Origin of the sequence: Rhizobium sp. CF142 (assembly GCF_000281145.1) — a bacterium.
Taxonomy (GTDB): Bacteria; Pseudomonadota; Alphaproteobacteria; order Rhizobiales; family Rhizobiaceae; genus Rhizobium.
On sequence record NZ_AJWE01000088.1, the window covers coordinates 48,219 to 65,780 of the forward strand.

Genomic DNA, 17,562 nt, shown 5'->3' on the forward strand with positions numbered 1-17,562 from the left:
TCCCCGCTCTGCTGGACCGGTCGCAGACCTGCAGTTATTAATAAGCAGTTAATTCTAAGAGGCCGAAAGCGACAGGTTCGATCATGCCCGCAGTCCAGTATCCGTTCATCGATATTGCCGTTCATGCGCGGGTTCGTGAGCGATTTTCGCGTGGCGAGGCCATGGTTCTGTTCTCGGGCGACCTTTCCCACTTGCTGTGGGCAAACGGTGCCGGCGCCGAGCTTTTTGGCCATACTGCGGTCTATGATCTGCTTGATCAGGGCGTCAGCCGCGCCGACATTACCTTCCGCCAGCTCGAGGCGACTGCCCGCCAGCTTGGCGAAGTCGGCGACCAGAGAACTTTTGTCATTCGCATCGCCAAGGGCTTCCAGCGCGTTCAGGCTCAGGCTTCCTCGGAGCTCATCCGTCTCGCTTCGGGCGAGAAGGCCATCCTGTTTTCCGTTCCGGTCTCCACGCACCCGCTGACGGCTGGCGCAAGTGCTGCGCAGATGCTGCAGGGCCTCGATGATCCGGATACGCATATGGCAGTGATCGGGGCCGAGGGCGAAGTCATTGCCGCATCGCCAGGCTTCGCCTCGCTCGGCATCACGCAGCAGGCGGCAAGGACGCTCATCACGCTTGCCGGCGTCCATCCAGACCGGCTGGTGAAGCGCCCGGTTGCGACCGGGCGTGGCCACTTGCCGGCTGCCGTCGGCAAGCTCAACGACGAGCCCGCACTCCACCTTATCTTCGCCGTCGAAACGTCGATCGGTCATCTCGATCCGATTGAGCCCTCCGCCAGCGTCGAAGAGCCTGCGCCGCAGGAAATTGCACCAGCAGAAGCCACAGCGGATGAAATCGCTGGTGTTGCCGCGCCTGTGGCCGGTTTTACTGAAGCCGAAGCGATCGACGCCGTTTCCGGCATCGAAGAAGTCGGGGAGACGCTGGAGGAAATCACCGGCGAGGCAGAGGAGCCGGTTGAAGTCAGCGAACCGGCCGAGATCGAAGCCCGTTCCGGGCCGTCGGCAGCTGACAGCATTTCCGAGCCCGAAGCAGCGGTCGTCGAAGACTCCGGCGAGCAGCAGGTGGATCAGCCGAGCGAAACTTTTGCCTCAGCGGAAGAAACCGTTGAAACAAGCGCAGAGGCTCCGGTTGTGGAACAGGTTGAGCCGGCCGCTTCCGTCGCCGAAAACTTCGCGGCAGCACCGGTTGTCCCGGAAGAGCCTGAAAGCGCGCCAAAGAGCAGCTTCGTCTTCAAGACCAACAGCCGCGCCACCCGATTCGTCTGGAAGATCGATGCGGAAGGCCGCTTCAGCGAAGTTTCGCATGAATTCGCCGAGGCCGTCGGCCCGCATGCGAGCAACATAATCGGGAGCGCTTTCTCCGACGTTGCCGCCCTCTTCAACCTCGATCCGGAATCAAGGCTCTCCGAGGCCTTAGCGCGGCGCGATACCTGGTCCGGCAAGACGATCTACTGGCCGATCGAGGGCACGAGCCTGGTCGTACCTGTCGATCTCGCCGCCCTGCCGACCTATACGCGCAACCGCGACTTCGATGGTTTCCGCGGCTTCGGCGTGGTGCGCCTGTCGGACGCGCAGGAAGATCCTCTGGCACTCGGACTGACGCTCGGGCCTGACGGCATCGGCCATGATGCTTCCTATCTTGGCCCGGTCAATGAAACCGCGCCGGAAGAGGCTGAACTGCCGCAAGAGCAATCTGAAGACATTGCCGAAGCTGTGCCGCAGGCCGAAGATGCAGTGAATCCAGAGCCTGATGTCGAAGAGGACACCGGAGCGGTGGTGGAAGCAGCTACAGAAGTAACCACCCCGGAAGAGACGGCAGCAGAACCTGTCGCCGAGGAGCAATCCGCCGCTGAGCCTGATGTTGCCGAGCAGCGGGAAGAGCCGCCGGCGCTACGCCTTTCCGAAACGCCGAGCCGCCGCTTCACCGACAAGATCGTGCAGCTGCACAGTGCCAGCAGCGGTCTGACGGCTGCCGAGCAGGCGAATTTCCGCGAGATCGCCAAGCGCCTCGAAGCCTTCGGCGCGCGCAGCGAAGAGCCGGTCGTGGCCCCACAGCCGGAACCCGATGTCGAACAGGCATCGGTATTCGAAGACGTTGTTGCCGAAACTTCTGTTGTCGAGCAGGCGGCACCGCAGGAAGCGATCTACGAAGCCGCAGCAGAACCGCTGCCGGAAGAGGCTGCTGCGCAAGCCGAAGAAACATCCGCTGCTGAAGCGGAAGACGACGTCACCGAAGGTCTGCAGGAGACCGTCAGCCAGATCGAGGTTCTGACCAGTTTCATTCCGCCGCGCGTGAAGATGACGGACGGGCTCTCGGCTGTGACCGTCGATCTGCTGCCTGTTGCCGTGCTGATCCATGCCGGCGATCAGCTGATCCACGGCAATCCGGAATTCCTGCGGCTGACGGGCTACGGCTCCGTCGAGGCCCTCTCCGAAGTGGGCGGCATCGATGCCTTGCTGCAGCGCCACGACCTCGAAAACGGTTCGGGCACGATGATGCTCGTCAAAGCCGACGACAGGCTGGTGCCGGTCACGGCCCGTCTGCAATCGGTTCGCTGGGAAGATTCCAACGCCCTGATGCTGGCGCTGATGCCGGTCGAAAACCGGGAAGAAGGCAAAGGCGAGGTTATCAGGCTCGACCAGCGCTCCGACCGGATGATCGAGAAGGTCGCCAAGCTGCAGGTCGAGGTGGAGGAGCTGCGCTCGATCCTGGAGACGGCAACCGACGGCGTTGTTGTCATCGGCACGGAAGGCGATATCCGCTCGATGAACCGCTCGGCAAGCGCCCTCTTCAACTACGACGAACAGGAAACGCGTGGCAAACCCTTCGTCATGCTGTTTGCCCATGAGAGCCAGAGGGCGGTTCTCGACTATCTGCATGGGCTTTCCGGCCATGGTGTGGCAAGCGTGCTGAACGACGGACGCGAAGTGATCGGCCGCGAGGCAGCCGGCGGTTTTGTGCCGCTGTTCATGACCATGGGTCGCCTGACCTCATCCAACGGCTATTGCGCCGTCATCCGCGACATCACCCAATGGAAGCGCACCGAAGACGAGTTGCGTAATGCCAAGGGTGCAGCCGAAACCGCCAATGCCCACAAGACGGATTTCCTTGCGCGCGTCAGCCATGAGATCCGCACTCCGCTCAACGCCATCATCGGCTTTTCCGACATGATGGCGAGCGAGCGCTTCGGGCCGATCGGCCATCCGCGCTATATCGAATATGCCAACGATATCGGTCGCTCCGGCCGGCATGTCCTCGATATCGTCAACGACCTGCTCGATATTTCCAAGATCGAAGCGGGCGAGATGGATCTCGACTTCGCCTCCGTCGGCCTCAACGAAGCGATCTCGGAAGCAGTGGCGCTGGTGCAGCCGCAGGCAAACAGCCAGCGGGTCATCATTCGCACCGCGCTTTCGCAGTCGGTGCCCGATGTCGTGGCCGACCTGCGCTCCATCAAGCAGATCGCGCTGAACATCCTGTCGAACGCCATCCGCTTTACGCCATCAGGCGGGCAGATCGTCGTTTCCACTTCCTATGAGGCGAACGGCAGCGTCGCGATGCGGGTCCGCGATACCGGCATCGGCATGACGCGCAGCGAACTCGATCAGGCGATGAAGCCATTCCGCCAGGTATCGTCCACGCAGTCACGCCATCGCGGCGACGGCACCGGTCTCGGTCTGCCGCTGACCAAGGCAATGGTCGATGCCAACAGGGCGATTTTCTCGATCAATTCTGCGCCGAACGAAGGCACGCTGGTGGAAATCACCTTCCCGTCGCAGCGCGTGCTGGCGGGCTAAGCAATTATTTTCGCGCAATTCCGAACGCAAAACCGCTGTACACTTTTGCTGGAATTGCTCGCCAAAGAAAAGGCAGCCAATGGCTGCCTTCGAGAGTTGGTGCTGGTAAAACAAGAGCTTAGTCTGAGAACGTCATGTTTCGGGAACCGCAGTTCCAGACCATCTCTTCATGTATGGTCTCCAAGTTGGCTTCACCTTTGACAAACCTTTCTTAACGAAAGGTTTCCAAAATGGGGAATTGATCAACGGCAAAAGCTTGTAGTTTAGCAGCCGCTATCAGACCTTCAGCTCTTCCAGTCCGGCAAAAAGCGTGAGCGCCTCAGGGTTGGCGAGCGCCTCCTGATTTTTCACCGGCCGGCCGTGGACGACCTCGCGCACGGCAAGTTCGACGATCTTGCCGGACTTGGTACGCGGGATATCGGCAACCGCGATGATCTTGGCGGGCACGTGGCGGGGAGAGGCGCCGACACGGATGCGGGTCTTGATCGCGTTGATCAGATCCTCGCTCAAGGTGACGCCGGCCGCCAGGCGGACGAAGAGCACGACGCGCACGTCGTCATCCCAGTCCTGGCCAATGCAGAGCGCCTCGGCCACTTCGTCCATCTGCTCGACCTGATTGTAGATCTCCGCCGTACCGATGCGCACGCCGCCAGGATTGAGCGTAGCATCCGAACGGCCGTGAATGATCAGGCCGCCATGTTCGGTCCATTCGGCAAAATCGCCGTGGCACCAGACATTGTCGAAGCGCTCGAAATAGGCGGCGCGGTACTTGGCGCCATCAGGATCGTTCCAGAACATGACCGGCATTGACGGGAAGGCCTTGGTGCAGACCAGTTCGCCCTTCTCCTGACGGACCGGCCTGCCTTCGTCATTCCAGACGTCGACGGCAAGGCCGAGGCCAGCGCCCTGGATCTCACCGCGCCAGACGGGCTGCAGCGGATTGCCGAGCACGAAGCAGGACACGATATCCGTGCCGCCGGAAATCGAGGCGAGCTGGACGTCTTCCTTGATACCGTCATAGACGAAGGCGAAACCTTCAGGCGACAGCGGCGAACCGGTGGAAGTAATCAGCCGCAAGCTCGACAGATCATGGCTCGTGCGCGGCGTCAGTCCGCTCTTGCGCACGGCGTCGATATATTTGGCCGAGGTCCCGAAGATCGCGAATTTCTCCTCGGCCGCATAGTCGAATAGCACATTGCCATCAGGCGCGAAAGGCGATCCGTCGAAAAGGCAGAGCGTGGCGCCGGAGGCAAGGCCGCTCGCCAGCCAGTTCCACATCATCCAGCCGCAGGTGGTGAAGTAGAAAAGCTTGTCCCCCGGCTGCAGTCCGCAATGCAGGCGATGCTCTTTCAGGTGTTGAAGCAGCGTGCCACCGACCGAATGGACGATGCATTTCGGTACGCCGGTTGTGCCCGAGGAAAACAGAATATAGGCCGGATGGGCGAAAGGCAGCTGCACGAACTCGATCGGCTTCGGTGCATAGGGAGCAACGAATTCTGAAAGCGTCTTGCCGCCGGCGGTTTCGCGCGCGACCTCTTCGGCGTTGCCGGCATAATGGACCACCAGTGTCGGCACACCGAGGCTCTTTGCGACGTTCGCCACCTTCGACTTCACGTCCTGCAGCTTGCCATTGTACCAATAGGCATCGCAGGCGATGAAAAGCTTCGGCGCGATCTGCCCGAAACGATCGAGCACGCCTTGTTCGCCGAAATCCGGAGAACAGGACGACCAGATGGCGCCGATCGAGGTTGCCGCCAGCATGGCAGCTATCGTTTCCGGCATATTGGGCATCATGGCCGCGACACGGTCACCCTCGCCGATGCCGAGCGCGCGAAAGCCCTGCTGGAGCTGTGATACAAGTGCGCGCAGGCGATCCCACGACCAGCGGTCTTCAACTTTGTCTTCACCGCGGAAAATGATGGCATCGCCCTGCCCGCTTCCGCTCAGCAGGTTTTCGGCGAAGTTCAGGCGCGCCTCAGGAAAGAAGCGCGCTTCCAGCATGCGGTCGCCGTGAACGAGAATATCCGCGCCGCGCGCTCCCTTCACGCCGCAGAAATCCCACAAAGCTGACCAGAAGCTCTCCCGATCGGCGATCGACCAGGCATGCAGATCCTCAAAGCCTTTCAAGGCGAGACCGAAGTCTCCATTGCAGCGCTGCATAAAGACATGGATCGGGCTATTTTCGATCCCATCTTCCGTGGGCTTCCAAAGCGGCTGATTTTCCTGCATTCAATCCTCCTCCCCAATCCGGAACTTATAGCATGCTGCATTGCATTATAAAGTGTGCAGCGACGCGATCCGCCGCGCGTGGGATTTGCATATGCCCGGTATTTCATATATCCGGCAAAATCAGAAAATAACGGGTAACCGGCTGAAGTTCCGGCGGAGCTCATGGGTACGTCAAGACAAGGCAGATGGCGAAAGAGGATCGGCCCCGTCTCACGCTGGCTGCCGGCATTTGCCCGTGTCTCCACCATCATATTGTTAATCGGGCTTGCCTTCTTCCTCGCGCTCAGGATCGCCGCTCCCTATCTTATTTCCACCGGCTTCGTGCGCTCCGGCATCGAGGATGCTCTGTCGAAATGGACGGGCTATCACGCCGAGATCAAGGGTAATCCGGTCCTCGAATTCTGGCCGACGCCACGCATTACGCTCAACGACGTCACCATCCGCCAGCCGCGCGAAAGCGGCGACAGACTGCTCGGCCGCATCGAGAGCCTTTCAGCCGATTTCAGCCTGATCGATGCGCTGCGCGGCCGCACTCGCTTCCACGAATTTCACCTGCTGCGGCCTAGCCTCTCGCTGACGCGCGATGAGAACGGCCTGATCGACTGGAGCTATGCCGGCCTTTTGGCGCGGGCCATCGCAGGTGTGCAGGACAACAACGGCACCGAGGTTCTCGCTCCGAAGCTCGACGCCGATATCGGCGCTGTGACGGTCGAAGACGGCACGCTGACCCTGACCGATACGCGGACGGGCAATGTCTACCACTTCGACAGCGTCGCAGCCGATATCGCCTGGCCGAAGCTGTCGAGGGCAATTTCAGCCGTCCTCATTGCCCGGTTCAACGGTGAGGACCTGAAGGTCGATTTTGCCTCGGCCGCGCCGCTGCTCGTCTTCGCCGGCAAGAATGCCGAGATGAAGGCCTCGATCGCTTCCAATCTGATGACCGCGCGTTTCCAGGGCGTCGGCAGCATGGTGAGCCTCTCTTCGGTCTCAGGCAATATCAACGCCAGCTTTCCGGATGTGCAGGCCCTCCTGAAATGGTCCGGCAGATCTATCCCGGGGATCGAGTCGCTGAAGAGCGCGTCGATGACTTCGGATGTGACGTCGGTATCCAACGGTTTCCGCTTCAACAATGTGAGTATGGCGCTGAACGATGCGAGCGCCACCGGTGTGATGGATTTCACCGTCGCACCTGGCAAGCGGCCGAAGATCGGCGGGACGCTTGCCTTCGACCAGATGAACCTTAAACCGTTCCTCGATGCCTTCGCGCTCAGACTTGCTGCCGGTGGCCTCGGCGACTTGCTGCTACCGAGCCCTCTCGGACCGCTGCAACTTCTTGATCTCGATGTGCGGCTTTCCGCGCGACAGGCGCAGATGGGTATCTTTTCGCTTGCGGATGTCGGCGCCAGCGTGATCGTCGCCGGCGAGGAAGCGAAGTTCGATATTGGTGACAGCCAGTTCGAGGGCGGCGAAATGACGGCCCATCTGGAAGCGACCCGCCGCGATTTTGATGGCGGCGGCAAGTTGCAGCTTTCGATCCGCGATGCGGATTTCAATGCACTTGCCGAAAAATTGCAGCTCAAGGGGCCGCTGCCGCATGCGACCGGCTCCCTCGATCTTTCGCTGGAGACGCCGAAGGCGATCTGGACGACGGGACTTGCCGATGTGACCGGCAAGCTCAGATTCTGGACGGCTGCGGGCTCCATTCCCGGTGTCGATGTCTATGCACTTCGCACGCAGGCAGCGCAGAAGCCGTTCTTCGCGCTGAGCTCCACTGGAAACGGATCCTTCGCCTTCAGCAAGCTCGATCTTCAGGCCGACTTTGCCAATGGTACCGCGGAAATCCACGATGCGCGATTTGCCGGCTCCGATCAGATGCTGACACTATCGGGCGTCATTACTTATGAGTCGAACGGGCTTGCGCTCTCCGGCGCGCTGGAAGCGATCGATCCGGCAAAAGCGGTCGATCTGCCGCGCCTGCCCTTCTTCATCGGCGGCTCGTGGCCGAACCCGGTCATTTCGCCGGTGCCGCTGTTCAACGCACCGACGAAAACCCAGCCTTAGCGCCTTTCCTGGTCAGTTTCAGAGCATTTCCGGACGCAAAACCGCTACAGGCTTTCGCTGGAATTGCTCTTAAGCTGTCGCCGCCGCGGCCCTCTCATCGCGCTCGCGTTGCACTTCGCGGCGCTTGGTGACGACAGATGCGCAGATGACGCCTATCGCTACGATGGCGATCAGAATGGTGCAGACCGCATTGATTTCCGGCGTCACGCCGAGACGCACCTGGCTGTAGATCTTCATCGGCAGCGTGGTTGCGCCCGGTCCTGACGTGAAGCTCGCAATCACGAGGTCGTCGAGCGACAGGGTGAAGGCCAGAACCCAGCCGGAAAAGACGGCTGGCGAGATGATCGGCAGCGTCACCTCGAAGAAGGTCCTGACCGGCGGAGCGCCGAGATCCTGGGCGGCCTCCTCGATCGACTGGTCGAAGCTCAGAAGCCGTGACTGCACGACGACGGCGACGAAGCACATGGTCAGCGTCGTGTGTGCCAGCGTGATCGTCCAGAAGCCGCGGTCAAGGCCGATTGCCACGAAGAGGAGCAGCAGCGACAGGCCGGTGATGACTTCGGGCATGACAAGCGGCGCATAGACCAGTCCTGAAAAGAGGATACGGCCACGGAAGCGCGTGAAGCGAACGAGAGTGATGGCCGCCATGGTGCCGAGGATCGTGGCGAATGTCGCCGACAGCAGGCCGACGCGGACCGTCACCCAGGCCGCGTCGAGCAGAGCCTGATTGGAGAGCAGCGAGACATACCATTTGGTCGAAAAACCGCCCCAGACGGTGACGAGCTTCGATTCGTTGAAGGAGAAGATCACCAGAAGCACGATCGGCAGATAGAGAAAGGCGAAGCCGAGGACGACGGAGGTGATGTTAAAGCGGGTCCATCTGAACATGGCTTATTTCCCTGCCTCGTCGGCTTTCGCCTGAACATTCTGGAAGAAGACGATCGGGATCACGAGGATGAGAAGCAGGATCGTCGCCACCGCCGAAGAAACGGGCCAGTCGCGATTGGAATTGAATTCGTTCCAGATCGTCTTGCCGATCATCAGCGTCTGCGAACCGCCAAGGAGGTCGGGGATAACGAATTCGCCGACGGCCGGGATGAAAACCAGCATGCAGCCGGCGATGACACCCGGGATCGACAGCGGGAAGGTGACGCGCCAGAAAGCCTGGATCGGCGTGCAGCCGAGATCCTGTGCCGCCTCGATCAGCGTGCCGTCCATCTTTTCCAGCGCCGAGTAGAGCGGCAGCACCATGAAGGGCAGATAGGAATAGACGATGCCGATATAGACGGCTGTATTGGTATTGAGGATGATCAGCGGATTGTCGATGAGGTGCAGCGACGTCAGGAACTGGTTCAGCAGCCCTTCCGGCTTCAGGATGGCAATCCAAGCATAGACACGGATCAGGAAGCTTGTCCAGAAGGGCAGGATCACCAGCATCAGGAGCGTCGGGCGAATGCTGCGCGGCGCCTGCGCCATGCCATAGGCAACCGGATAGGCGATCAAAAGCGTCAGGAAAGTGGAGATTCCGGCGATCACCACACTCGATATATAGGCATTGAAATAGAGCGGATCGTCGGTCAGGTAGCCGTAGTTGTCGAGGGAGAAGCTCGAGACCTTGTCCCAGAAACCGCCCCAGCCATCAGCGAGAGCGAAGACCGGCTCATAAGGCGGCATGGCGATCGCCGTTGCCGACAGCGAGATGCGGAAGACGATGAAGAACGGCGCCAGGAAGAAAAGCAGCAGCCAAGCATAGGGAATGATGATGACAAGGCGGTTGTAGAAGCGTGAAGTGAAGGTCCCCATGGTCTCAATCCTTCAGCAGCACGCCGCTGTCCTCATCGAAGGAGATCCAGACTTCCTGATCGTAGGTGAAGGGGTCATCGACGGCGCGCTGTGCGTTGAGGGAAGAAGCCTTGACGACATTGCCGTTCGGCAGTCTGACGTGGAAGACCGTCATGTCGCCGAGATAGCCGATGTCCCAGAGCTCGCCCTTGGCGGCATTGGTTGAGGCATTCCCGGGTGCCGCGCGGGTGACGCGGAGCTTTTCCGGGCGGATGGCGAAACCGAGCGTGCTACCAACGGTCGGGGCGTCGGTCGAGGCCGTGCGGACCGTGAGGCCGCTGTCGACGGCGATTTCGACCGCGCCATTTGAGGCCGTTGTCACCTTGCCGTCGAAAATGTTCACGTCGCCGATGAAATCAGCAACGAAGCGGCAATTCGGTGCTTCGTAGATTTCGGCCGGTGTGGCGACCTGCACCACCTTGCCGTGGCTCATGACTGCAATGCGGTCAGCCATTGTCATGGCTTCTTCCTGATCGTGCGTGACGACGACGAAGGTGAGGCCGAGGCTCTGCTGCAGGTCCATCAATTCGAACTGGGTTTCCTCGCGCAGCTTCTTGTCGAGCGCGCCGAGTGGCTCGTCGAGCAGCAACACCTTGGGCCGCTTGGCGAGAGAACGGGCAAGCGCCACGCGCTGGCGCTGCCCACCGGAAAGCTGGTTGGGCTTGCGGGAAGCGAACTGCTCGAGCTTCACGAGCTTCAGCATCTGCGAGACACGCTCGACCATCTCGTCCTTCGGCATGCCATCCTGCTTGAGGCCGAAGGCAATGTTCTTCTCGACCGTCATGTGCGGGAAAAGAGCGTAGGATTGGAACATCATGTTGACCGGCCGCTTGTAGGGCGGCGTGCCTGCAAGATCGGTGCCATCGAGAATGATCTCGCCCGATGTCGGCTGTTCGAAACCGGCCAGCATGCGCAGCAGCGTGGACTTGCCGCAGCCGGATGCGCCGAGCAGCGCGAAGAACTCGCGGTGATAGATATTCAGCGACAGATCGTTGACGGCGGTAAAATCGCCGAAGCGCTTGGTGACATTCTTGAAGGCAATGAACGGTTTTGCGGATGGATCGGTCCAAGGTGCGAATGCGCGGCGGATATTGCCAAGAGATTTCATATTATTCCCCGAAAATACAAGGTTTCAGCCGGCCTCCACCCGGGCCGGGAATGGAAAGGCCCGGACGTTTCCGTCCGGGCCGAAATCTCGGTTATTGGCCGGTGACGACCTTGGTCCAGATTCGTGTCACCAGACGCTGCGTCTTCGGATCGAGCGGCGGCACCGTGAAGAGCTTGGCCATGATCTCCGGCGTCGGATAGATCGCCGTGTCGTCGATCACGTCCTTGTCGAGAAACTGCTGCGAGGCCTTGTTGCCGTTTGCGTAGAAGACGAAGTTCGATGCTTTGGCGACGACTTCAGGCTTCATCATGTAGTTGATGAATTCATGCGCCTCTTCGACATGCGGCGCATCCTTCGGAATGCCGAAGACATCGAAGAAGATCTGCGCACCCTGGCTCGGAACCGAATAGTCGACATTTACGCCGGCCTTTGCCTCGGCTGCGCGATCCCGCGCCTGGAAGACGTCGCCCGAAAAGCCGAGCGCGATGCAAATATCGCCGTTGGCGAGCGCGCTGATATATTCAGAGGAGTGGAACTTGCGAACGAAGGGACGAACGGCAAGCAGGACCTCCTGCGCCTTGTTCAGGTCTTCCGGCTTCTTGCTGTTCGGATCGAGGCCGAGATAGGCAAGAACGGACGGAATGACGTCTGTCGGCGAATCCAGCATATAGATGCCGCAATCCTTGAGCTTTGCAGCCTTGGCCGGATCGAAAAGCGCATCCCAGTTCGGCTTTTCATCCGTGCCGAGTGCAGCCTTCACCTTGTCGACGTTATAGCCGATGCCGGTCGTGCCCCACATGTAGTCGACGGAGTATTCGTTGCCCGGATCGAAGGTGGCGACGCCCTTCATCACGATGTCCCACATGTTCGACAGGTTCGGCAGCTTGGACTTGTCGAGCTTCTGATAGACGCCGGCCGCGATCTGGCGCTGCATGAAGGACACGGTCGGAACGACGACGTCATAACCGGTGCCGCCGGCAAGCAGCTTGGTTTCCAAAGTCTCGTTGGAGTCGAAGGTGTCGTAGACGACCTTGATACCGGTTTCCTTGGTGAAGTCCTCAAGGATCGAGCTGTCGATATAATCGGACCAGTTGTAGACGTTGACCACACGCTCCTGGGCGAAGGCCGGCGCGGCGGCAAGGAGAGCGACAACGGCAACTGCCGTCAGGTTAGCTATTCTTGACCTCATAATATCTCCTGTTTTTTTAAAGGTATCGCACCCCCGGACACCTCTTCTTCCCTCTGGTTTGACTGCAGACTAGAAAGGAATTTCTAAGCCTACAAGCGCAAAATCCTGCAGCGTCAATGATTTCACAATCACTGAAAATCGAAGCTTCCGAGGCCAGCGGAGGTCTCGTCCAGAGCGAGTGGACGTGTCAGCGGCGGCTCGGCCCGGGAAAGGCATCCGCGCCTCTCACAAAGACGGCAGGCGGGACCGACCGCAACCGGTAGAGCATCACTTCGGCCGTAGACCAGGCTGTCGCGCAAGGCGGCATCACAGCCGATCAACACAGCCGTGCGCCGCGCCCGTTCGCCGAACTCGACAACCGGCCCTTCGAGCGTGCGCGCAATCGTCAGGAAAGCCGAACCATCAGGCATGACGACCGTCTCGGCCAATACCCTGCCCGGCTCGAGAAAGGCAGCGTGGATATTGAGCTTCGGACAGTTGCCGCCAAAGCGCGCCTGCGGAAAGCCCTGGGCGCCTGTCCTGCGAATGACATGGCCCGCAGCATCACTCTCCATCAGGAAGAAGGGAATGCCTGCGGCGCCTGGACGCTGCAGCATGACGAGGCGCGACGCGGCCTGGCCGAAGGAGACGGCGAAACGGGCACGGATGAGATCGATGTCGTATCGGCTATTCTGTGCGGCAAGAAGAAAGGCCCCGTAAGGCATCAGCAAGGCGAGCGCCGCACTGCGCGTCAACTCGAAGCGGGCGATGCGCCGCGCCTCGTCGGATGACAGCGGCAGTTCTTCAAGTGCGGCATCGATCTCGGACCGCAGGGCGAGCCTTGCCACTTCGATGGCTATTTCCTGCGCTTGATCGGCCCCCGAAAGGCGCTCGGACAGGAAAAGGCGCATCGAGTGACGGTCGAAGCGGCGACGCAGATCCGGCATGACGTGAACGGGCAGGATGCGGGTGGCGATGCCGCGCTCGTTCTTCAGCCAGTCCTTCAGGTTGCCGCCGGCAGCAAGTCCGTTGGCGAAACTTTCCGCCGCCGCCTCGATCTCAGCGAAATAGGCGGGGCGGCGTTCGAGCACTTCCCTCGCCTCGTCCAGAGGCAAGCGGCCGGAAGCGACCGGCGCACGGCCTTCGCCCGCCATCAAGGCCGTCAGGTCGGAAAGCCGGGCGGCCTGCTCGCGATAGGCGCGGTAGAGCTTGATCATACCGCCAGCCGCATTGGGCGCGGCATCAGCCACTTCTACAAGCTCCTGATCGCCTGGCAGTTCACCCGACAGCAACGGATCGGCGAACACCTCCTTCAACTGGCCAAGGCCGCCGGCGGTTTCGCCCTGCAGTTCCTCAAGATCGATGCGGTAGACGGAAGAGAGCTTGAGCAGCAGTTGCACCGTCAACGGGCGCTGGTTGCGTTCGATCAGATTCAGGTAGGAGGGGGAGATTTCCAGCGCCTCGGCCATGGCGGTCTGCGTCAATGCCAGCGCATTGCGGATGCGCCTGACTTTCGGCCCCGCAAATATCTTCCGTTCCGCCATGTCACATCCTTTACACTCTAGGGTTTACAAATTTTTACAAAATTACAAAATTGCCCTGTAAATCCTCCTCATCCTAACCTCTTTCTTCGCCTGAAATCAAAGGTTTTTCTGGATAATCTCCTCGTTTTTGTAAATTCTGTCATCAGCGCTCAGGCGTTGGAAGTCAAAGAGGAGATTGGCATGACAGATTTTTACAAACTCATTCGCAACGCGCCTGATCGCCGTTTCGACGGTATCGAGCGGCCCTATTCCGTCGCCGATGTCGAGCGTCTGCGTGGTTCCGTCGCGCTCCGCTACACGCTGGCCGAAATGGGGGCTCAGCGCCTCTGGCAGCTTCTGCATGAGGAGAACTTCGTCAATGCGCTCGGTGCGCTCTCCGGCAACCAGGCCATGCAGATGGTACGCGCCGGGCTGAAGGCGATCTATCTTTCGGGCTGGCAGGTCGCCGCCGACGCCAACACGGCATCATCAATGTATCCGGATCAATCGCTCTATCCCGCCAATGCCGGACCGGAGCTTGCCAAACGCATCAACCGCACGCTCCAGCGCGCCGACCAGATCGAGACGGCAGAAGGTGGAGAACTTTCAGTCGAGACCTGGTTTGCGCCGATCGTCGCCGACGCCGAGGCCGGTTTCGGCGGGCCGCTCAATGCGTTCGAGATCATGAAAGCCTATATCGAGGCGGGAGCAGCCGGCGTTCATTTCGAGGATCAGCTGGCCTCGGAGAAGAAATGCGGCCATCTCGGCGGCAAGGTGCTGATCCCCACCGCCGCTCATATCCGCAATCTCGACGCGGCGCGGCTTGCCGCCGATGTCATGGGCGTGCCGACGCTCGTCATCGCACGCACCGATGCTGAAGCGGCCAAGCTTCTGACCTCTGACATAGACGAGCGCGACCAGCCTTTCGTCGATTATGATGCCGGACGCACGGTCGAGGGCTTCTATCAGGTACGCAACGGGCTGGAACCCTGCATTGCGCGCGCCGTCGCCTATGCATCGCATTGCGACCTCATCTGGTGCGAAACGTCGAAGCCGGACCTGGAGCAGGCGCGCCGCTTTGCCGAAGGCGTCCACAAGGTGCATCCCGGCAAGCTGCTTGCCTATAATTGCTCGCCGTCCTTCAACTGGAAGAAAAACCTCGACGATGCGACGATCGCCAGGTTCCAGCGCGAACTCGGCGCCATGGGCTACAAGTTCCAGTTCATCACACTCGCCGGGTTCCACCAGCTGAACTACGGCATGTATGAGCTCGCCAGCGGCTATCGCGAACGGCAGATGGAGGCCTATTGCGAGCTTCAGCAGGCGGAATTCGCTGCCGAGGCACGCGGCTATACCGCCACCAAACATCAGCGTGAAGTCGGCACCGGCTATTTCGACGCCGTGTCGCTGGCGATATCAGGCGGCCGCGCCTCGACGACGGCCATGGGGGAATCAACCGAACACGCCCAGTTCAAACCGGCTGCCGAGTAGAGGAGGAAACGACATGGCATCCATTGCGCGCGTCCGCGAACGGACGGAAGAGCAGGCAAGCAGCATGACTGATGATCAGCAGACGGTGATCCGCATGCTCGCCAATGATCTGCACAGGCTGAATCTATCAGTGATGAAAGCGGTCGAGGCCGGTGTTTCGGTGGAGCTGGTACGCTCCGCCCGGCATCATGGCGGCGACGGCAACTGGGGAGATCTGCTGATCCCCGTCATCGTCGCAAACAGAAATTGAGCGTAGGTCCGGTGGCAAAGACCACCGGACCTACGCTATTTGACGCAATTGTCAGCACAGCGGAGTCGCGGCATAATTGAGCATATCTTCGAACGGAACTGCATATGCCCGGTTCGCCGCACGCAAAACTCGAAGTTCTGACCGATCTGATCTATGGCGCGCTCTTCGGCGAGACGTCGTGGCAAGCCTTTCTCGATGCTCTGGCAGCGACGATGCCCGATGCCAAGTCGACGCTGTTTTTCCACGATGCCGTCGCGCGCACCGGCGGTCTCTCCCTCTCCTCCGGTCTCGCGGAAAAGGAAACCGAGGCCTATAACCGCTACTATGCGGCCATCAATCCATGGATGCCGCGCGCCGCCACCCGGCCGATCGGCCTTGGCGTGATCGCCGATCAGATGCTGCCGCGCGATCAGCTTCTGAAGACGGAATTCTACAGCGACTACCTTCGCTGGATCGGCTGCGAAAGCAGCGTCGGCGTGACGATCATGCGGGAACGCGGACGCTCCTTCAATCTTTCGACGCTGACCTCGTCTTCCGATCCGGATTTCAATCGCAGGAATGCCGAACTGCTCAGCGACCTGGCACCGCATCTGCGCCGCGCCTTCGATTTCATTCGCCGCGAGCACAGCGATCCCCACAATAATGAAAACGGATTGGCGCTCTTCGACGCGATCGGCGTCGGTATCGTCTATATCGGCGAGGATCAGAATATCCGCTCGATCAACAGCGCGGCGGAGCGGATGATTGCCGAGGGCGAAGCGATCGGCGTGACCTCGACCGGGCGGATCATGATCAATGACAGCGAGCTTGCCTCCCGCCTGTCGACTCTGCTGCGCCACCGCTTGCAGGCATTTTCGCCGGCAAGCACGCTCATCAGGATGAAGAACACTGGTTTCAAATGTACGTTGGTGAAGATGCAGTCGGATTTCATCACCGAATTTCTCGAGGGACCGACGGTCGCGATGATCATCGAGCGGGCGAGCCTGCCGTTGCGCCCCGATCTCAATGACGCCCTGCTCCGTATCGACCAACTGACGGCGGCAGAAATGCGGATTGCCGCCGGCATCACCGCGGGCCTGTCGCTGCGCGAGGTCGCACGGACGAACGATGTCAGCTACGAGACCGCGCGCTCGCATCTGAAGAACATCTATTCGAAGCTCGGGGTGAACAGCCAGGTGGGGCTCGTGCGCAGGCTGATGCCGTAGAGCCAGATTATCCGCGACTGGCGCGCTTGCCGGCGAAGAGGTCGGTATAGCTTTTCAAAAGCTTCGTCATCCGGTCGGCAACCGTGCGAATTTCCGGGCGGTGGCGATCCTCGGCATTCATGACGATCCACTGGCGGTGACGCAGCTCCGGCAGCTCGCCGCCGCTCCGTTCCAGTTCGGGATCGAGATCGCCGACGAAACAGGGCAGCACCGTCTTTCCCGCGCCCGCACGCACCAGATCCGGCAAGGAGCGCGGGCGGTTGACAGTCGCGACGATGGCGGATGTCGCATTCTGATAGGGCCAGCGCAGATAGGCGGAGATCGCATCCTCTGCGCCGACGGCGATCCATCTGGTGTCGTCCTGGCTGGCATTGCGTCTGATGTAGACGGCATAGGCGACTTCGCCGAGCAGGCGGGCGGCGAGATTGCTTTCCTCCGGCTCGAAGGCGCGGATGCCGATATCGCTTTCCCGGTAATTCAGGTTCGCGCGGGCCTCGCCGATAACAAGGGAAATGCCGAACGTGTCCCCGGGCATGCGGATCGCCGAGAAATTCTCCGTCAGCAGCCAGGAGATCCATGTGCCGGCAGCGATCCTGACGGTGGCCCCACCCTCGGACGATTGCCGCCATGCTTCGACCTTGCGGGCGGCCGCCTCCATCTCCTGCAGATGATCGACGAGGGTCTGCCCATCAGCGGTCAAGCGGTAGCCTGTCTGGCTGCGGTGAAAGAGTGTGCGGCCGAGTTCCTGCTCCAGCTCGAGCATACGCCGACCGATCGTTGCCGGGCTCAGAGCAGTGGCAGCGCTTGCGCCCGTCAGGCCGCCGGTGCGGGCGACCTGCAGGAAAAGCTGATAGGAGTCCCAATTGCTATTTTTCATGAGTGAAA

Annotated in this window: 12 protein-coding genes; 5 read left to right on the plus strand and 7 right to left on the minus strand. The window is 60.5% G+C overall.

Annotated elements, in window-relative coordinates:
* Positions 1–83: 83 nt before the first annotated feature.
* Positions 84–3,800 carry a sensor histidine kinase gene (locus PMI11_RS17095; protein WP_007819310.1) on the plus strand — a complete coding sequence of 1,239 codons (3,717 nt, stop codon included), beginning with the start codon at positions 84–86 and terminating at the stop codon, positions 3,798–3,800.
* Positions 3,801–4,076: 276 nt separating this feature from the next.
* Here PMI11_RS17095 and PMI11_RS17100 read toward each other — a convergent pair whose 3' ends face one another.
* Complete coding sequence (locus PMI11_RS17100) at positions 4,077–6,029, minus strand: acetoacetate--CoA ligase (RefSeq protein ID WP_007819311.1); 1,953 nt, start codon at positions 6,027–6,029, stop codon at positions 4,077–4,079.
* 162 nt (positions 6,030–6,191) lie between these two features.
* On the opposite strand from PMI11_RS17100, the gene PMI11_RS17105 reads away from it, so the two are divergent.
* Positions 6,192–8,090, plus strand: coding sequence for an AsmA family protein (locus PMI11_RS17105; RefSeq protein WP_007819312.1), 1,899 nt, complete (start codon positions 6,192–6,194; stop codon positions 8,088–8,090).
* Between the two features lie 69 nt (positions 8,091–8,159).
* Here the strand turns inward: PMI11_RS17105 and PMI11_RS17110 are convergent, their stop codons facing one another.
* The 5 genes from PMI11_RS17110 to PMI11_RS17130 form a co-directional block, all read right to left on the minus strand.
* A complete protein-coding gene (locus PMI11_RS17110; RefSeq protein ID WP_007819314.1) occupies positions 8,160–8,978 on the minus strand; it encodes an ABC transporter permease in 819 nt (272 codons plus the stop codon).
* A gap of 3 nt (positions 8,979–8,981) precedes the next feature.
* Positions 8,982–9,893, minus strand: a complete 912-nt coding sequence (locus PMI11_RS17115; RefSeq protein WP_007819316.1) for an ABC transporter permease subunit — start codon at positions 9,891–9,893, stop codon at positions 8,982–8,984.
* Positions 9,894–9,897: 4 nt separating this feature from the next.
* Positions 9,898–11,040 (minus strand): ABC transporter ATP-binding protein, encoded by a 1,143-nt coding sequence (locus tag PMI11_RS17120; protein WP_007819318.1) that lies wholly within the window; start codon positions 11,038–11,040, stop codon positions 9,898–9,900.
* Between the two features lie 91 nt (positions 11,041–11,131).
* Positions 11,132–12,229, minus strand: coding sequence for a polyamine ABC transporter substrate-binding protein (locus PMI11_RS17125; protein WP_007819319.1), 1,098 nt, complete (start codon positions 12,227–12,229; stop codon positions 11,132–11,134).
* Positions 12,230–12,357: 128 nt separating this feature from the next.
* Entirely contained in the window at positions 12,358–13,752 is a 1,395-nt protein-coding gene (locus PMI11_RS17130) for a helix-turn-helix domain-containing protein (protein ID WP_007819320.1), read from the minus strand.
* Between the two features lie 180 nt (positions 13,753–13,932).
* On the opposite strand from PMI11_RS17130, the gene aceA reads away from it, so the two are divergent.
* The 3 genes from aceA to PMI11_RS17145 all read left to right on the plus strand — a co-directional run bounded on the left by aceA (position 13,933) and on the right by PMI11_RS17145 (position 16,677).
* Positions 13,933–15,222 carry an isocitrate lyase gene (gene aceA, locus PMI11_RS17135; RefSeq protein WP_007819321.1) on the plus strand — a complete coding sequence of 430 codons (1,290 nt, stop codon included), beginning with the start codon at positions 13,933–13,935 and terminating at the stop codon, positions 15,220–15,222.
* A gap of 13 nt (positions 15,223–15,235) precedes the next feature.
* A complete protein-coding gene (locus tag PMI11_RS17140) occupies positions 15,236–15,472 on the plus strand; it encodes an SMc00767 family acetate metabolism repressor (protein ID WP_007819322.1) in 237 nt (78 codons plus the stop codon).
* A gap of 104 nt (positions 15,473–15,576) precedes the next feature.
* A complete protein-coding gene (locus tag PMI11_RS17145) occupies positions 15,577–16,677 on the plus strand; it encodes a helix-turn-helix transcriptional regulator (RefSeq protein ID WP_007819323.1) in 1,101 nt (366 codons plus the stop codon).
* 7 nt (positions 16,678–16,684) lie between these two features.
* Here the strand turns inward: PMI11_RS17145 and PMI11_RS17150 are convergent, their stop codons facing one another.
* Entirely contained in the window at positions 16,685–17,554 is an 870-nt protein-coding gene (locus PMI11_RS17150) for a LysR family transcriptional regulator (protein ID WP_007819325.1), read from the minus strand.
* Between the last annotated feature and the right edge of the window lie 8 nt (positions 17,555–17,562).